We start from the raw sequence: 16,315 nt of genomic DNA, 5'->3' as shown, positions 1-16,315 counted from the left end.
TCGGAGTTTTTTTAATGAAAACCGCACAAGAACTGCGCGTTGGTAACGTCGCGATGGTTAATGGCGACCCTCTGGTCGTTCAGAAAACGGAATACAACAAATCCGGTCGCAACTCCGCCGTTGTCAAATTGAAGTTCAAGAACCTGCTGACCGGCTCGAACAGCGAAGCCGTGCACAAAGCTGACGAAAAATTTGAAGTGGTCCAGCTGGAAAAGCGCGAATGCACTTACTCCTACTTTGCTGACCCCATGTACGTCTTCATGGACGAAGAGTACAACCAGTACGAAATCGAAGCTGAAAGCATGGGCGACGCCCTGGATTACCTGGAAGAAAACATGTCCGTTGAGGCCGTTTTCTACGAAGGCCGTGCTATTTCGGTTGAACTGCCCACCATCATCGTGCGCGAAATCACCTACACCGAACCTGCCGTGAAAGGCGATACCTCCGGTAAAGTGCTGAAGCCTGCCAAGATCAACACGGGCACCGAAATCAGCGTGCCTTTGTTCTGCAACATCGGTGACAAGATCGAAATCGACACCCGCACTGGCGAATACCGCAGCCGCGTGATGTAAGAAAGACGTCGTACCGTCCAGTGCGGTACGCGCAAAAAAAGGGGCTGTTTTTACAGCCCCTTTTTCCTGCCTGCTCGAATCACCACATCATCCTCAGGCCAGCAGGCCGGTATTCACAAAACCACCGTCCACGCTGATGATCTGCCCGGTCATATAGGCTGTTTTTTCGGTATCCAGCAAAAAGCAGATCGCCTGCGCTACCTCACGCGGCGTGCCATAGCGATGCATGGGCACGGCAGATTTCCAGGTTTCCTGCACCTGCTCCGTGTGCACCTGCATGGCCAATGGCGTCATGATCGGACCAGGACACACACAATTCACCCGTATGCCTTCCTGGGCCAGCTCATTGGCCATGACCTGCGTCAGGTTGATCAAACCCGCCTTGGTAATGCCATAGGCGGCACGCCCACGATTACCAAGCAGACCCGACACCGAGGAAATATGTACAATCGCGCCCTGCTTGTACTCGCGCATCAACAAGGCCGCTTCCCGGCTGATGCTGAAAGCCGCCAGCACATTGACCTCGAAGGTTGCCCGTAGCAAGGCAGAGTCCGTTTCCAGAAACGTCACATCACGTCCAAACCCGGCAGAATTCACCAAGCCGCCTACAGGACGTTGGGAGTGATAGCGCTTCAGCAAAGGAGCAATACGCGCTTCGTCGGTAATATCCAGCAGCTCGGCGGCCAGATGATCACCATAGTGCTTGAACTGCTCCGTCAAAGCGGCCAGTTTCTCGACATTATTATCCAGAGCCAGCACATACGCGCCCTGCTCCAGCAACAGCTCAACGGTTGCCAGCCCAATACCGGAAGCCGCCCCCGTCACTACCATCCAGGAATGTTGCATCAGGCTGCCTCCAGAACCATTTCAAAAGTCACCAGCACAGAGTTCACCTCCGGTTTCAAACGACCACGATGCACGCCATGCTGATAATCAATAATGATCACGTCCAGTTGCACTTGTTGCTCGGCGGGCAGGCTCAGGTCAATCCGCCCTTCCTCAATCAGCACCTCAGTGACGAAAGGTTCGACAACGATCTCAGGCTCCAGGATCGCCCCGACCAAACTCCCGACACCACCGCGGATGACGGCACGCGTCAGGCCCAGCTCCTGACAGATAGCCCGCAAGACAGCCGAGATATTCTGGTTCGGGGCCAAGGTCACAATCCAGCTTTTCGGGCTTTCAGGCTGAGCCTGGACTGACAAGTGCTCGGGTCTGGCGACAGGCGTGAACAAGCTGAAATTCGTTTCCGGGCAAGGCAGCGTCTCAAAGGCTGCGCCGCGGACATAGCTAATATCCAGCTCCGGCGAACCACCCAAAATCGTTTGGTCCGGGAGAATATGCCCGGCCTGCAACTGTCCTTCAGAGTCACGCCAGGCGGCATGACAGTGCAGCCATAACTGGCCATCTGGTTTGCGCCCCAGAGTCACACTGGCCTGCTCAATCTGAACCGGACCGGGGTGTGTATAAAGCTGGCTGTAGTACACCGAATGATCGGGCGAGGAAGACAGCGCCGGCATCACATAATGCAGGTCCGCAAACTGCCCGCCTTTGAAACGCCCGACCGCGCTGTACAGATCATGCGCCTCCCCCGCCAGGCGAAAGGCATCCAGCAAGGAATGCCCGGCCCGCAAGGTATGGGTATGACTTTCCGTCTGGCAAGGGGCCAGCATATAAGGCTGAGCCCGCTGAACGCCAGGATGCTTGACCTCTCTTAACATGGTGCCTCCTGCGCCAACTGAGGCAGACATTTCATCAGCTCATCTTTCACCATGCGCTTGGGCACCTTGCCGTAACCGGACTTGGGCAGGGAATCCCAGAACTGGATGTACTTGGGCATTTTGTAGCGAGCGATGCGCTCGCTCAGCCAGCTGCGCAGCTCAGTCTCCGTCAAGGCGACCCCTTCTTTCAAGACACACACTGCCACTCCGACTTCACCCCACTGACGATCCGGCACACCCACCACCGCCACTTCAGTAATTGCACCGTGCAGCAGGATGTATTCCTCAATCTCGCGCGGGTAAATATTGGAGCCACCCGAGATGTACATATCGGAAGCACGCCCGGTCAGGTACACATAGCCACGCTCGTCCATATGACCGATATCGCCCGTGCGAAACCAGCCATTGCGGAAGGACTCGGCATTGGCCTTGGGATTGTTGTAGTAGCCCGCAAACACGGCTGGGCCAATTACGCAGACCTCGCCAGTTTCGCCATACGCCACTTCCCGACCTTGTTCGTCCTGAATGGACACCTGCATGCCCGCACGCTCGTAGCCACAACTGGCGGGATGGCTGATACGACCATCGGCATCTTGATGATCAAAAGACGGCAGCACGGTGATATTGCCCGTCACCTCGCCCAGGCCGTAGTACTGCACCAGCACCGGACCGAACTTCTCCAGCGCCAGACGCAAATCCGCCTCGTACATGGGTGCACCGGCATAGATCACATGACGCAGGCTGGAGTGATCGTACTGATCGATATGCGGGCACTCGGCCAGCAACTTCAAAATCGTCGGTACTGTGAACAAGGTGCTGAGCTTGTACTTTTCGATCAAGGCAAAGGCTTGTTCGGTACTGAAGCTGTCGCCCGGCAAGAGCACGGTTTTTGCGCCACGCAACACCAGATTCAACTGATGCACACCTGCACCATGCGACAAGGGAGCCAGCACCAGACCACCATCTTCGCTGCGAGTACCAGGCAAGAGATCAGCCAGATGATTGGTCAGGACAAAGGCCATTTGCCCGTGCGTCAACACAGCAGCCTTAGGCTTGCCCGTCGTACCGGAGGTAAACAGCAGCCAGCAAGGTGAGTGGGAAAATACATCGGCATTCGGCGTAACGGCACCCGCATGATCCCTTAACAGATCTGCCACCAAGGGGCGCGAATCGGCTGGTGCTGGTGTACCGCGCAACCACAGCAAGTCCATCTGCGGGAAATGCTGGGTGACGGTTTCCGCATGTTCAGGGAAGTCCGTCTGGCACAGGAATACCGTGCTGCCAGACACCTCCACCATATGCAGCAACTCTTCGGGCTTGACGCGGAAGTTGGTCGGCACCCAGATCGCCCCCAGACGGAAAGCAGCGAACATGGAGAGGAACATCTCGTTGCTGTTTTTGGAGTGCACCAGAATCGCACTGCCAGCCTGCACGCCACGGGCTTTCAGGCCCGCCGCTAAAGCTGACACCTGGGCATCCAGCTCCTTCCAGCTCCAGCTTTCCTCACCCCAGATCAACGCGGGCTGATCCGGCAGACGACGCGCATTCTGGGTCAACAGGTGCGACAAGTTCATGGCCCGATTCGACATGGGCTGTACCACGGCATTTGTCATCATTTCAAGCGTTCCAGAATCGACACATAGTTAGCCACAGCCGCACCACCCATATTGAAGATGCCGGCCAGTTCCGCCTGCGGCAACTGCATGTCACCCGCTTCCTGAGCCAGCTGCATGGCGGCCATCACGTGCATGGAAACACCGGTTGCGCCCAGAGGGTGACCGCGAGCTTTCAGGCCACCGGAGACGTTCACCGGCAACTGACCATCCTTACGGGTGCGACCTTCCAGAATTACCTTCCAGCCCTCGCCACGCGGAGCCAGACCCATGGCTTCGTACTCCAGCATTTCGGCGGTAGTAAAACAGTCGTGCGTTTCCACCAGATCCAGATCCAGAATGCCTACACCGGCTTTGGACAGAGCCTGCTGCCAGGCACGATGCGCCCCTTCAAACGCAATCGGGTCGCGGCGCGACAGAGGCATGAAATCATTGACCTGCACTCGGGAGCGGAAGCGAATCGCGCGGCGCAAGGCACGGGCGGTTTCTTCATCGGCCAGAATCAGCGCGGCAGCCCCGTCGGACACCATGGAGCAGTCGGTGCGGCGCAGCGGGCCGGCCACCAGAGGGTTCTTTTCCGAAACCTGATCGCAGAACTCCAGGCCCAGATCACGGCGCACATGGGCGTAAGGATTGGCCAGGGCATTCACGTGATTCTTGGCCGCAATCTGCGCCAAAGAGTGGCTCTGGTCGCCATAACGATTAAAGTAAGCCTGGGTGATCTGACCAAAAATCCCCGCAAAGCCCAGCGGATTGTCCTCTTCCTTGCGATAGCAGCCGGAGCTGAGAATTTCAGGAATACGGCCAGGAGGCACGCCCGTCATTTTTTCCGCACCGACAGCAATACCAATGCGGGCACGGCCGCTTTCAATCGCATCCATCACGCTATGAATAGCGGCACTACCCGTGGCGCACGCATTTTCTACGTGCACGGCAGGTGTGAAACGCAGATCAGGCTGATGCAGGGACAGCAATCCGGCCTCGAACCCTTGGGGATTCAAGCCATTGTTATAGACACCCACGGCCGCAAAATCGATGTCGCTAGCCTGTATGCCGGCATGCGCAATCGAATCCCTGACCACGGCTTGAATCAATTCTTCAATGTCGATGTTATCCAGCTTTCCAAACGGGGTATGTGCCCATCCCACAATACATGCGTGTCCAGACATAGTTTTCCTTGAACGTAGAAATTTGATCAATGAATCGCTCGCCCCTGAAAAGCTGAAATAGCTGCTCAAGGGCCCGTAACTTGTTCCCCAATCTTCAAAGACTCGATGTACGCCTTCTCTTCCAACAAAAGCGCCACCAGCTCCTCATGTCGCTTGTTGCGCAAGCGGCTCTCTACACTGGCGATGGCCAGAGAAGCCGGCATGCCACTGGTGGGATGAGAAACGCAAACCGCCACCCCCCAGGAACCTTCAAAAATAAAACCACGGTTAAAGGCATAGCCTTGCTCACGCGTCTCGGCCACCAGATCCCACAGAATGTCGGTGCTCAACTGGGGGTACTGGCGCAGGCGCTCGGCATTGGCCTCCAGCGCTTCGCCAATCTGCTCATCCGTCATGGCCGCCAGAAATGCAATCCCACTGGCGCCACAACCCAAGGGGTGGCGATCCCCCGGCTGCAACACATGCGAGCGCAAGGGATGATGCCCTTCCTCGCGAGCCAGACAGACGGTTTCATAGCCGCGCTGCACGCTGAGCAGCGCGCTGTCGCCCGACACCTTGGCAATACGCGCCAAGCTGCGTTCGGCAATGCGCTGAATGCCAAAACGATGCGCTGCCATCAACCCCAAGGAATACAGCTCGGGGCCGGGAAAATATTTGCGCGATACCTGGTCCTGCTCAATCAAGCCATTGCCCATCAAAGCCAATAACAGGCGACGGGTGGTGGGCTTGGTCAGCTCAACCTTTTTCACGACATCACTCAAGCCTATGCCCTGGTTACGCAGGCCTACGACCACCTGCATGACTTGCACGGCCCTATCCAGGGTTTGGCTGGAAGAAATCGACTCTGGGCTCTCTTTGGAATCCATTTTCACACTCTTGATAATATAGGTCCGCATATTGGACCACTTAGTGATTCAGATTGGAATACGTGAACCGCCCTTTAGCGAAGTATTTTGGGCAGTATATTAAATATTTACGTAAATCCTGTAGGTAAAAATACTAGGTTGTCCTAATTTCAGGCCTGTCTTGTAATGCAGCAGGTCAGCTTACATAAATCTATAGGTCCATTAAATGGACCCCACAGGAGATTAAAAAATGAAGCGTCGCACATTTCTGAAAACAGTTGCTGCCAGCAGCACCCTGCCCTGGGCATTGAGCTTTTCCAAATCTGCTCAAGCTGCCGAATTCGAGTATCGCATTGCGCACAGCGTGCCCACCCATCACCCCTTACATGTCCGCATGGTTGAAGCCGCAGACCGCATTCGGGAACAAACGAATGGGCGCTTTGACCTGCGCATCTTCCCCTCGGACCAATTGGGTTCGCAGACCGATGTGATGAGCCAGATCCGCTCGGGCGCTATTGATTTCCTGTGCTTGTCCGGTGTGGTGCTCTCTACCCTGGTTCCCTCCAGCGCCATCAGCGGCCTGGGCTTTGCGTTCAAAGATTACGACCAGGTCTGGAAAGCCATGGATGGCGGTCTGGGCGAGTTCATTCGTGCCGAGATCGCCAAAACCCGCTCCCTGTTTGCCTTTGAACAAATCTGGGACAACGGCTATCGCCAGATCACCAGCTCGGGCCGCGCCGCCGCCACTCCGGCTGACATCAGCGGCATGAAGATTCGCGTTCCGCCCTCCTCCATGTGGACCTCGCTGTTCAGCTCCTTGGGTGCTGCTCCGGCCACCATCAACGCCAACGAGCTGTACTCCTCCTTGCAGACCAAGATTGTCGATGCCCAGGAAAACCCGCTGGCCGTGATTTCCACCCTGAAGCTGTACGAAGTGCAGCAGTACTGCGCCATGACCAACCATATGTGGGATGGTTTCTGGCTGCTGGCCAACCGCCGCAACTTCGACGGCCTGCCCGAGGACATTCAGGAAATTGTGCGCAAGAACCTGAACCAGAGCGCCGTACAGGAACGTGCCGACTTGCTGGCCCTATCCGAGCAATTGCAAAGCGATCTGGAAAGCAAAGGCATGCAATTCGTCCAGGCCGATACCGCCGCCTTCAAGCAGCGTCTGATTGATGCCGGTTTCTATGCCGAATGGAAGAAGAAGTTCCCGGCAGCAGGTTGGGAGCAATTGGAATCCGTCGTCGGTAGTTTATAAGCCAGGGGAACAGCACAATGACAAATGACAGTCAGAACCTGCAGATACAGGAACAGCCACCGCTGTGGCAGAAATTTGAAACTTGCTTGTTTAAAGCGACGGCCTTTATCAGTGCGATTCTGCTGGCCTTAGTCATTGTTCTCTTGCTCTCGGGCGTGGTGTCGCGCTATGTATTGCACGCACCACTGACCTGGTCCGACGAGCTGGGCGGCATTCTCTTCCTGTGGCTGACCACCTTTGGGGCCGCCCTGGCCACCTATCGCTTTTCCCATATGCGCATGACCGCCGTGGTTTCGCGCCTGGGCAGTGAATGGGAGCCCTTCTTTACCGCTTTTGCTATCACCGCCACCACACTGTTCTTCGCCCTGATCCTGTACCCGGCGATTGATTTTGCGATGGAAGAGGCCTTCATCACCACCTCTGCCCTGGAAATCTCCAACGCCTGGCGTGCCTCGGCCTTGCCGGTCGGTTTCGGGCTGGCGCTGATCTTTGGTCTGGGTAAGATGGCGGAAGTAATACGCCAGCCTAAAGCCATTTGGGCTGTCTTGAGCGTATTGGCTCTGGCTTTAGTGGTCTGGCTGATCAAGCCTTACCTGCAAGGGCTGGGCTACCTGAACCTGGTGATCTTCTTTGTACTGATTGTGGGCGTCAGCGTCCTGACCAGTGTACCTATTGCCTTTACCTTTGCCCTGGCCACACTGGGCTATCTGGCCCTGACCACCCGCGTTCCCGTCATGACCCTGGTTGGTCGCATGGACGAGGGCATGTCGCATCTGATGCTGCTGGCCATCCCCACCTTTATTTTCCTGGGCCTGCTGCTGGAGATGACCGGCATGGCACGTGCCATGGTGCAGTTTCTGGCCAGCCTGTTAGGTCATGTAAAAGGTGGCCTGTCTTATGTGCTGATTGGTGCCATGTATCTGGTGTCCGGCATCTCCGGCTCCAAAGCGGCTGATATGGCCGCCATCGCACCCGCGCTGTTCCCGGAAATGACCAAGCGCGGCGCCAAGGAAGGCGAACTGGTCGCCCTGCTATCCGCAACTGGCGCGCAAACAGAAACCATCCCACCTTCCATTGTGCTGATCACGATTGGCTCGGTTGCCAGTGTCTCTATTGCCGCCCTGTTTACCGGCGGTATGTTGCCCGCCTTGGTGCTGGGCATCGGTCTGTGTGTAGTCGTAGGCTGGCGCAATCGCCACGAAGACTTGTCCAACATTCAGCGCACACCCGCCAAAGAAGCCCTGAAGCTCTTTCTGATCGCCCTGCCTGCACTGGCCCTGCCCTTCGTCATCCGCGCTGCCGTTGTTAAAGGCGTGGCCACGGCAACCGAAGTCTCCACCATCGGCATCGTCTACGCCATGATCGCGGGCCTGGTCATTTACCGCCAATTCGACTGGCGCAAGCTCTACCCCATGCTGGTAGATACCGCTGTGCTGTCGGGAGCCATCCTGATCATCATCGGTGCAGCGTCCGGCATGGCCTGGGCCTTGACCCAATCCGGCTTCTCCCGCGAGCTGGCCCAGTTCATGCAAACCCTGCCCGGTGGTCGCATGGGCTTCCTGATCGTGTCGGTAATTGCCTTCATCATCCTGGGCAGCCTGCTCGAAGGCATCCCCGCCATCGTGCTCTTTGGCCCGCTGCTGTTTCCCATCGCCCGAGTCATGGAAGTGCATGACGTGCACTACGCCATGATCGTGATTCTTTCCATGGGTCTGGGCCTGTTCGCGCCACCCTTCGGCGTCGGTTACTACACCGCCTGCGCCATCGCCCGCGTCAACCCGGATGAAGGCATCCGACCGATCTGGGGCTATATGCTGGCCCTGCTGATTGGCCTGGTCTTTGTAGTCGCCTTCCCCTGGATTTCGATTGGTTTTCTGTAAGAGATATGGCTATGACACAGCAGCACAACCCCGCCGTTTTTACGCAAAGCTTGCAAGGCAAAACCGTATTGGTTTTTGGGGCGGGCGCGCCTTTAGAGGATTGGAATAACGGGAAAGCGGCGGCGGTGGCTTATGCCAGGGCCGGGGCACAGGTGGTTTGCGTGGATAAGGATTTGGCAGCGGCTAAACGCAGCGCGGATCATATTCTTGGGGAAGGCGGGGAAGCGCTGGCTTTGGAGGCAGATGTTTGTGATACCGAGATAGTAGAAAAAACAGTGGCCTTAGCTATAGAGCATTTCGGAAAAATCGATGTCCTGCATAACAACGTGGGCATTGCACCCGCTGGTGGCCCACTAGATATAGACGATGCACTTTTTCAGCGGACCATGGATATTAACGTCGGCTCTATTCTTCGCACCACTCGCGCAGTATTACCGCACTTTCTGAAACAAGGTTCGGGAGTGATTACTAATATATCTTCCCTGGCTTCAATCCGTTGGAGTGGCTACTCTTACTTCGCCTATTACGCGTCTAAGGCTGCGCTGAATCAGGCTACTGTTGCTACGGCATTGGAGTTTGCTGATAAAGGAATCAGGGCGAATGCCATTTTGCCAGGGGTGATTGATACGCCGCTGGTTTATCAGCAGATTGCTGCTCAGTATGACTCGATTGAACATATCAAGGAGCAGCGGGCTAATGCGGTGCCGATGAAGAGGACGGGAACACCGTGGGATATTGCGAATGCAGCGGTGTTTTTGGCTTCGGATGCGGCGGGGTTTATTACCGGGGTTTGTCTGCCGGTGGATGGAGGGCATTCTTGTGCTATGCCGGGGATGAGGTGAACGGTTAGTTCCGAGCGGTAGACATATACTTCACAACAGTCCGCAATCGACCAGAAGCTGTCGTCCAATGAGTGGCCGCAAATGGAAGGTCAGGCAGATTGCAAATGTCCTCTTCAAAAATGCAAAGATTGTTCCGGCCGAAAGCACATATATCATGGAAATACGCACATTAGCGTTACATAGACCCACTAGATGTTGCGACTGATACAGAAAATTTTAAAGATAAGAGGACTGCCAGATGGCCGACTTGTTAACCGAGCATTTGAAGAATAAATCAGAGAGCGATTCATCACTCCAATTGCTGTTCAGCCAATGGGACTTTGATCGAAAATTGATTCCAAAAGCTTTGCAAACAGTTGGCAATCTTTTCCCCCACTACAGTAGACATGACGAATCGCATAGTCGGCAAATTCTGGTCAATATCGAACGCTTGCTAGGAAATAATCTAGCGTTGCTAACAGCAACTGATATTTGGTTATTATTAGAGGCCGCCTATTGGCACGATATCGGAATGGTTGTTCCGCAGCGAGATTTTGAAGAAGCACTGTCTGATCCGGATTTTGATGGCTTTTTGCAAACTTTCGTGTCGCAGCCACATCACGAACTACACACCATTGCACTCGCTCTCAATGAGAAATCAAGTTCATTTCAAATTTTCTTCAATGAAACCCCTCTAGTCTCAGTGACACGATTTCGTGAACTGATGGCTGAATGGTTTCGCCTAAAGCATCCTGCTCGAGCAGAACAGATAATAAATACGCCCTATTCCAGTGTAGGACTTAGTTCGCCACGAACAGAATTAATTCCAGCCCGTCTTTTTGGTGTCCTAGGTCGAATTTGCAGTATGCATGGTGCATCGTTCGAAACGCTGGTCGGCGCAGAAGGGCTCTCATTCCGCGAAGCGGGCATGGGGCGTGATGACTGTCACCCACGGTTCGTGGCATGTCTGCTGCGTCTTGGTGATCTGCTGGATCTCGATGACAACAGGTTCTGTCCCGTTATGCAGGGTATTGCAGGAGAGGATCGCCCCGCCTTAAGCATGGCACATGAGGATAAGCATGCTGCAATACGGCACCTTCGGATTGACCAGGAACGGATTTCAATAGAGGCAGAATGCCAAACTGTCGACGGTTATCTGGAGGCTTTCCGTTGGTTCGGGTGGCTCAAAGAGGAAATGCAGGCGCAGATGTCTCGATGGCGTGATATCGTGCCCAATCGGGAATTAGGTTTGTTGCCTATGCTGGGGCCGGTTTCAGTTCGACTCGCAGGCAATCTTAAGATCCTCAAAAATGGCGAGCGCCCAGCCTTCACTCTTGATACGCAGAAGGCCATTGAATTACTGCAGGGCAACAATCTTTATGAGAGCGAGTACGCCTGCATTCGGGAGCTGCTTCAAAACTCAGTGGATGCAACTCTGCTGAGGATCTGGATGACCCACCGAGCTACGCTCGGAAATAACTCTTGGAAGTCTCCAGATGAAGAGGCTGTACAAGGGCTTTTGGCGAATGCAACGATTAAGGTGTCACTGGCCGAGTCAGAAGAAGATGTTACCGATGCTGGCGAGATGTCATGCTGGACCTTAACAATTCAAGATACTGGTACGGGAATCAGCCTCAATGATCTTCAGCACATGCTTCAAATAGGCGGATCTCATCGCAATAAGGCTCGTCGACGAGAAATTAATACCATGCCTGAGTGGATGAAGCCATCGGGTGTCTTTGGCATCGGCTTACAAAGTATCTTTATGCTTTGTGATCAAATTTCATTGAAAACAAAAAGTTTGCTCACGAACGATACTCTCGAAATTACGATGTATAGCCCGACCTGCTCTCGTGAGGGGCTAGTTGTCATACAGCTGCTTGATCCTAACGTGTCAGAGCCAATTGGAACGACTATCAAACTCCGCTTTAAAAGAGAGATGTTCCCTACAACGTGGTCTGTGCCGTTCAGCGATGATGGCTCGATCTTGTTCAAAGTATTTAATTCGCTCGATCCTGTTTTAGATAAAAATTTTCCCTTTGCTGTCGCGAAGTTGGCCGACCATGTCCGTGAATTTGGCGAAAACTCGATGATTCGTATTGAAGGTGAGCTACAAACTCTATCTGGTTCTTACCCTCTTCATCGAGAGCGGGATGAAGCATGCTTAAATCAAGCAAAAAACCGTTGGCGCTTTGTTCAGACTCAGAGTTCCGAAGTAAGAATTCGATATTTTCCACGGATCGGACGCAACTCCCTCGGGGAGATTAAGGCATTCTACCGGGGGCAGAGTTTTGAAGTAAAAAACATTTCCTTCCCGAATGTTGATATTGAAATAGATTTACTATCGGGTTCTGCAGGGAGCTGGCTTAATTTCAGTCGTGACAAGATTTCTGCCGCTGGCAGAGAAAAATTTCACTCCACCGTTCTGGAAAGCTTAGAGACTGCAGTGCGTGAGGATTTATCTGCATTTAACGAATCTGAGTCTGAAACCCCCTGGGAATTCCAAGAAAATATACGGAAGGAGACCTCATTTTTTCTTAAGTCGATGGCACTGAAGTTCGCTGGCTCTTGGATTGATCTATCGAAGTATTTGGATGGCGAGTGGCTCGATCTCCCATGGGGGGAAAATGGCGAAAGCTTGAAACCTTTTTTCGAGAGAGAGGAATGGATTCTAGGACAAAATGATCTGCTAAATAATAAAAACTTAATAGGCCCACACGATGTTTCAATCAATGGAAACCTTAATTTACTAACCTTGATTGCTTCTGAATGGCTAAACAAACCAAATAGGTCATTGCAATTTTTGGGCAATGAAAAAACTATTATTAATAAGTCGAGCAATATCGTTGCTACAGATGAAGCGTCAAACCGAACCATTCAAAGGAAAATCAAAAATGAGTGGCATCTTCCTAGGGTTCGCTTTGCAAGCGGGAAGGTTAATCCATACGACGATGCAGCCTTTGCAGAAGCTCTCGCTCAAATGATAAACCATCCATTTGGCAATCAACGCGTAAAATCATATTTGTGTGATCGGTTTGCTGGATTGGTGCTTGCGCCTGATACTAGGCTGAATGCTCGCAATTTATTTCCATTGGTTGCTGCCAGCGACACAGATGTGCTACTTCCCTTTTTGTTTAGAGGGGCATTGCATGGCAACGGCGTGTCGATTGAAGCGACTTCGGAGCAACTCGAGCGTTTATGCAACTGGGTCACACCACGACTGAAACACCCTAGTAACCTCGAATCGATCCAACAGTTGTACAAAGACTTGATCAATTGGATCGACAACGAAGTTATGGGCGCTACGATTTTCTCTGAAAGATGGCTTCAGGCAAGGGGTTTGAAGCCGACAGCGCTTACCGAATAGTTTTCTCTCAGGTATTACTTCTATCTATTTTTTTAGACAATTCCTGCGCATCAGAAATCTATCTCCCATCGTGTGAATGCGAAGGGCACCAACGGCTACGAAAGCGGAAGTTGCCTGAAATAGCTTAACTGGCAGCAATGGGTCGAAAGCAGTCACTGCTCTTTCTACTACCCCGTGATTCAACCTAAAGAAAGGAAGAGCTATCAGCTCTTCCTCCTTCACGGCTACCTCACCCCAAACGCCTCCTCAAAAATCCCCATAATCGTTTTCTTATCCGTCTGAATCGGATTAGTCGCACCACAGACATCCTTGAGTGCGTTATCTGCCAGAACCGGGAAATCTTCCCGCTTCACACCCAGTTCTTCCAGCGACTTCGGAATCCCCACAATATCGGCCAGCTTTTTAATCGCCGCGATGACATCCAGGCCTTTCAGATCTGCATTGTTATCCGATAGCAGCTTGCCGATTTCATTCAAACGCTCCCCTGCCACCTGCATATTGAAAGCCTGTACATGCGGCAATAGAAGTGCATTACAAACACCGTGCGGCAGGTCGTAGAAACCGCCCAGTTGGTGCGCCATTGCGTGAACATATCCCAGCGACGCGTTATTGAATGCCATCCCTGCCAGGAACTGCGCATAGGCCATTTGTTCACGGGCTTTTTTGTTATGCGGCTCGCGCACAGCAACAGGCAGGTATTTGGCGATCAGCTCTACCACCTTCACCGCACAGGCGTCGGTGATAGGAGTGGCGATCGTGGAAACGTAGGCTTCGACTGCATGGGTCAGAGCATCCATACCGGTGGCAGCGGTTAAGGATGCAGGCATCCCATCCATCAGGTCGGAGTCGTTCACTGACAAGAAAGGAGTGATGTGGCGGTCGATGATTGCCATTTTTACGTGGCGGGTTTCATCGGTGATGATGGTGAAGCGTGTCATTTCCGATGCCGTGCCTGCAGTGGTGTTGATAGCCAGCAATGGCAGTTGCGGCTTGGCGGATTTATCTACGCCTTCGTAGTCCGCAATCTTGCCGCCGTTACTGGCGACCAGGGCTACGCCTTTGGCACAGTCATGCGACGAACCACCACCCAGGGACACGATCAGGTCTGCGCCGTGCGCTTTCAAGGCATCCAGGCCTGCATTGACGTTACCTACGGTGGGATTGGGCTGCACCTTATCAAAAATCGCGGTGTCGATGCCCTGTGCGGTCAGCTTGTCGGCTACCAATTGGGCCATACCCAGTTTGGCCAAATCGGCATCGGTGATGATCAAGGCTTTTTTGAAACCCATTTTCCCGACAATCGGCATGGCCTGATCCAGCGCGCCAGGACCCAGGATATTGTGGGATGGGATAAAGAATTCCGAGACTGTCATTGTGCGTATTCCTTATGGATGATCGAAGAGATTCCTTGCGGCCCTCTGGGATAAACACATAGCAAGCGCGCAAGAAGGGCATCCCCCCATATTGCATGGGGGGAGGTCTTACAACACTACGAATAGATCAAAGGATCAGAAGAAACCCAGGGCGTTCGGGCTGTAGCTGACCAGCAGGCACTTGGTTTGCTGGTAGTTATTGAGGGCCATCTTGTGGGTTTCGCGGCCGATGCCGGATTGCTTGTAGCCACCGAAGGCGGCGTGGGCGGGGTACAGGTGATAGCAGTTGGTCCAGACGCGGCCAGCTTCGATGCCACGGCCTACGCGGTAGGCACGCGAGCCGTCGCGGCTCCAGACACCAGCGCCCAGGCCAAACTCGGTGTCGTTGGCGATGGCAATGGCTTCTTCTTCGTCCTTGAAGGTAGTGACGGCAGCCACTGGTCCAAAGATTTCTTCCTGGAAGGTGCGCATGCTGTTCTTGCCCAGCAGCATGGTAGGACTGATGTAGTAGCCATTATCCAGACCCTGGCCCAGACGATTGCGTTCGCCGCCAGTCAAGGCTTGTGCGCCCTCTTCCCGACCGATATTGATGTAGCCCAGGATGCGCTCCATCTGTTTCTCGGACACCTGCGCGCCCACCATTGTCCCGGCGTTGAGGGGGTTGCCGGTCTGGATACGTTTGACTCGCTCGACGGCACGCTCGATAAAGCGCTCGTAGATGGATTCCTGAATCAGGATACGCGATGGACATGTGCAAATCTCGCCCTGGTTCAGAGCAAACATGCTCAAACCTTCCAGGGCTTTGTCCAGGAAGGCATCATCAGCCTGCATCACGTCTTCAAAGAAGATGTTGGGGCTCTTGCCGCCCAGCTCTACCGTAGCGGGGATCAGGCGGTCGGCTGCGGCGTGCAGGATTTCACGGCCGACGGGGGTGGAGCCAGTGAAGGCGATTTTGGCGATGCGCTTGGAGTTGGCCAAGGCATGGCCTGCTTCTTTACCGTAGCCGGTGACCACGTTCAGTACGCCAGCGGGCAGCAAGTCACCGATGATTTCCATCAGCAGCAGGATGGAAGCGGGCGTTTGCTCGGCGGGCTTCAGGACGATGGGGCAACCGGCAGCCAGGGCAGGGGCCAGTTTCCAGGCGGCCATCAGCAGCGGGAAGTTCCAGGGGATGATCTGGCCGACCACGCCGATAGGCTCGTGGAAGTGGTAAGCGACCGTGGTACTGTCCACATCCGAGATGCTGCCCTCTTGGGCGCGCAGGCAACCGGCAAAGTAGCGGAAATGGTCGACGGCCAAAGGCAAGTCAGCCGCGCGGGTTTCACGGATGGGTTTGCCGTTGTCGATCGTTTCGGCAACCGCCAGACGTTCCAGGTTTTGTTCGATACGGTCAGCAATGCGCAGCAAGACGGCGGAGCGCTCGGCAGGCGGGGTATTGGCCCACTGGTGGCGCACCTTGTGCGCGGCGTCCAGAGCCAGGTCAATGTCCGCTGCACCCGAGCGGGCTACCTGGCAAAACACCTGCCCGGTGACGGGCGAGACGTTATCAAAATACTCGCCTTCGACCGGCGGCACCCAACGTCCACCAATGTAGTTGTCGTAACGGGATTTGAAAGGGAATTCCAGATCCAGGCCCATGGATTTGAGATCGGACAGATTCATGATGTCTCCTTATTGATTTAGTTCGGTGCCA

General features: G+C 54.1%; 12 protein-coding genes. 5 read left to right on the top strand and 7 right to left on the bottom strand.

The features are described 5' to 3' along the window. Window positions 1-14: 14 nt before the first annotated feature. The gene (efp, locus tag OSH04_RS17450; RefSeq protein WP_003802564.1) at window positions 15-572 is read left to right on the top strand and encodes an elongation factor P; all 558 of its coding nucleotides are present in this window, start codon (window positions 15-17) and stop codon (window positions 570-572) included. Window positions 573-665: 93 nt separating this feature from the next. On the opposite strand, the gene OSH04_RS17445 is transcribed toward efp, so the two are convergent. The 5 genes from OSH04_RS17445 to OSH04_RS17425 form a co-directional block, all read right to left on the bottom strand. Continuing rightward, window positions 666-1,418, bottom strand: coding sequence for an SDR family NAD(P)-dependent oxidoreductase (locus OSH04_RS17445; RefSeq protein WP_083054016.1), 753 nt, complete (start codon window positions 1,416-1,418; stop codon window positions 666-668). Continuing rightward, entirely contained in the window at window positions 1,418-2,323 is a 906-nt protein-coding gene (locus OSH04_RS17440; protein WP_266108946.1) for a PPC domain-containing DNA-binding protein, read from the bottom strand. Before OSH04_RS17440 ends, OSH04_RS17445 begins: the two co-directional genes overlap by 1 nt. Then, window positions 2,287-3,909 (bottom strand): acyl-CoA synthetase, encoded by a 1,623-nt coding sequence (locus tag OSH04_RS17435; RefSeq protein ID WP_338150072.1) that lies wholly within the window; start codon window positions 3,907-3,909, stop codon window positions 2,287-2,289. The genes OSH04_RS17440 and OSH04_RS17435 overlap by 37 nt, the downstream gene beginning before the upstream one ends. Continuing rightward, the gene (locus tag OSH04_RS17430; RefSeq protein WP_266108945.1) at window positions 3,906-5,075 is read right to left on the bottom strand and encodes an acetyl-CoA acetyltransferase; all 1,170 of its coding nucleotides are present in this window, start codon (window positions 5,073-5,075) and stop codon (window positions 3,906-3,908) included. Before OSH04_RS17430 ends, OSH04_RS17435 begins: the two co-directional genes overlap by 4 nt. 65 nt (window positions 5,076-5,140) lie before the next feature. Beyond that, window positions 5,141-5,941: an IclR family transcriptional regulator gene (locus OSH04_RS17425; RefSeq protein WP_266108944.1), complete on the bottom strand. Its 801-nt coding sequence runs from the start codon at window positions 5,939-5,941 to the stop codon at window positions 5,141-5,143. 229 nt (window positions 5,942-6,170) lie between these two features. On the opposite strand from OSH04_RS17425, the gene OSH04_RS17420 reads away from it, so the two are divergent. The 4 genes from OSH04_RS17420 (at window position 6,171) to OSH04_RS17405 (ending at window position 13,249) form a co-directional block, all read left to right on the top strand. Continuing rightward, window positions 6,171-7,181: a TRAP transporter substrate-binding protein gene (locus OSH04_RS17420; RefSeq protein WP_266108943.1), complete on the top strand. Its 1,011-nt coding sequence runs from the start codon at window positions 6,171-6,173 to the stop codon at window positions 7,179-7,181. 17 nt (window positions 7,182-7,198) lie between these two features. After that, entirely contained in the window at window positions 7,199-9,061 is a 1,863-nt protein-coding gene (locus tag OSH04_RS17415; protein ID WP_083054020.1) for a TRAP transporter large permease, read from the top strand. Between the two features lie 11 nt (window positions 9,062-9,072). Next, complete coding sequence (locus OSH04_RS17410) at window positions 9,073-9,903, top strand: SDR family NAD(P)-dependent oxidoreductase (protein ID WP_266108942.1); 831 nt, start codon at window positions 9,073-9,075, stop codon at window positions 9,901-9,903. A 238-nt stretch (window positions 9,904-10,141) separates the two neighbouring features. Next, on the top strand, window positions 10,142-13,249 hold the full coding sequence (locus OSH04_RS17405) for an HD domain-containing protein (RefSeq protein ID WP_266108941.1): 3,108 nt from the start codon (window positions 10,142-10,144) through the stop codon (window positions 13,247-13,249). A gap of 224 nt (window positions 13,250-13,473) precedes the next feature. On the opposite strand, the gene OSH04_RS17400 is transcribed toward OSH04_RS17405, so the two are convergent. Together OSH04_RS17400 and exaC are read right to left on the bottom strand one after the other, a co-directional pair. Beyond that, on the bottom strand, window positions 13,474-14,622 hold the full coding sequence (locus tag OSH04_RS17400; protein WP_266108940.1) for an iron-containing alcohol dehydrogenase: 1,149 nt from the start codon (window positions 14,620-14,622) through the stop codon (window positions 13,474-13,476). Between the two features lie 135 nt (window positions 14,623-14,757). Continuing rightward, window positions 14,758-16,284, bottom strand: a complete 1,527-nt coding sequence (gene exaC / locus OSH04_RS17395; protein ID WP_035270842.1) for an acetaldehyde dehydrogenase ExaC — start codon at window positions 16,282-16,284, stop codon at window positions 14,758-14,760. Between the last annotated feature and the right edge of the window lie 31 nt (window positions 16,285-16,315).

The organism is Alcaligenes nematophilus, assembly GCF_026344155.1.
Classification (GTDB): domain Bacteria; phylum Pseudomonadota; class Gammaproteobacteria; order Burkholderiales; family Burkholderiaceae_B; genus Alcaligenes; species Alcaligenes phenolicus.
Note: the sequence above shows the minus strand (reverse complement) of the source record. Positions and strands in the feature narration are given on the sequence as shown.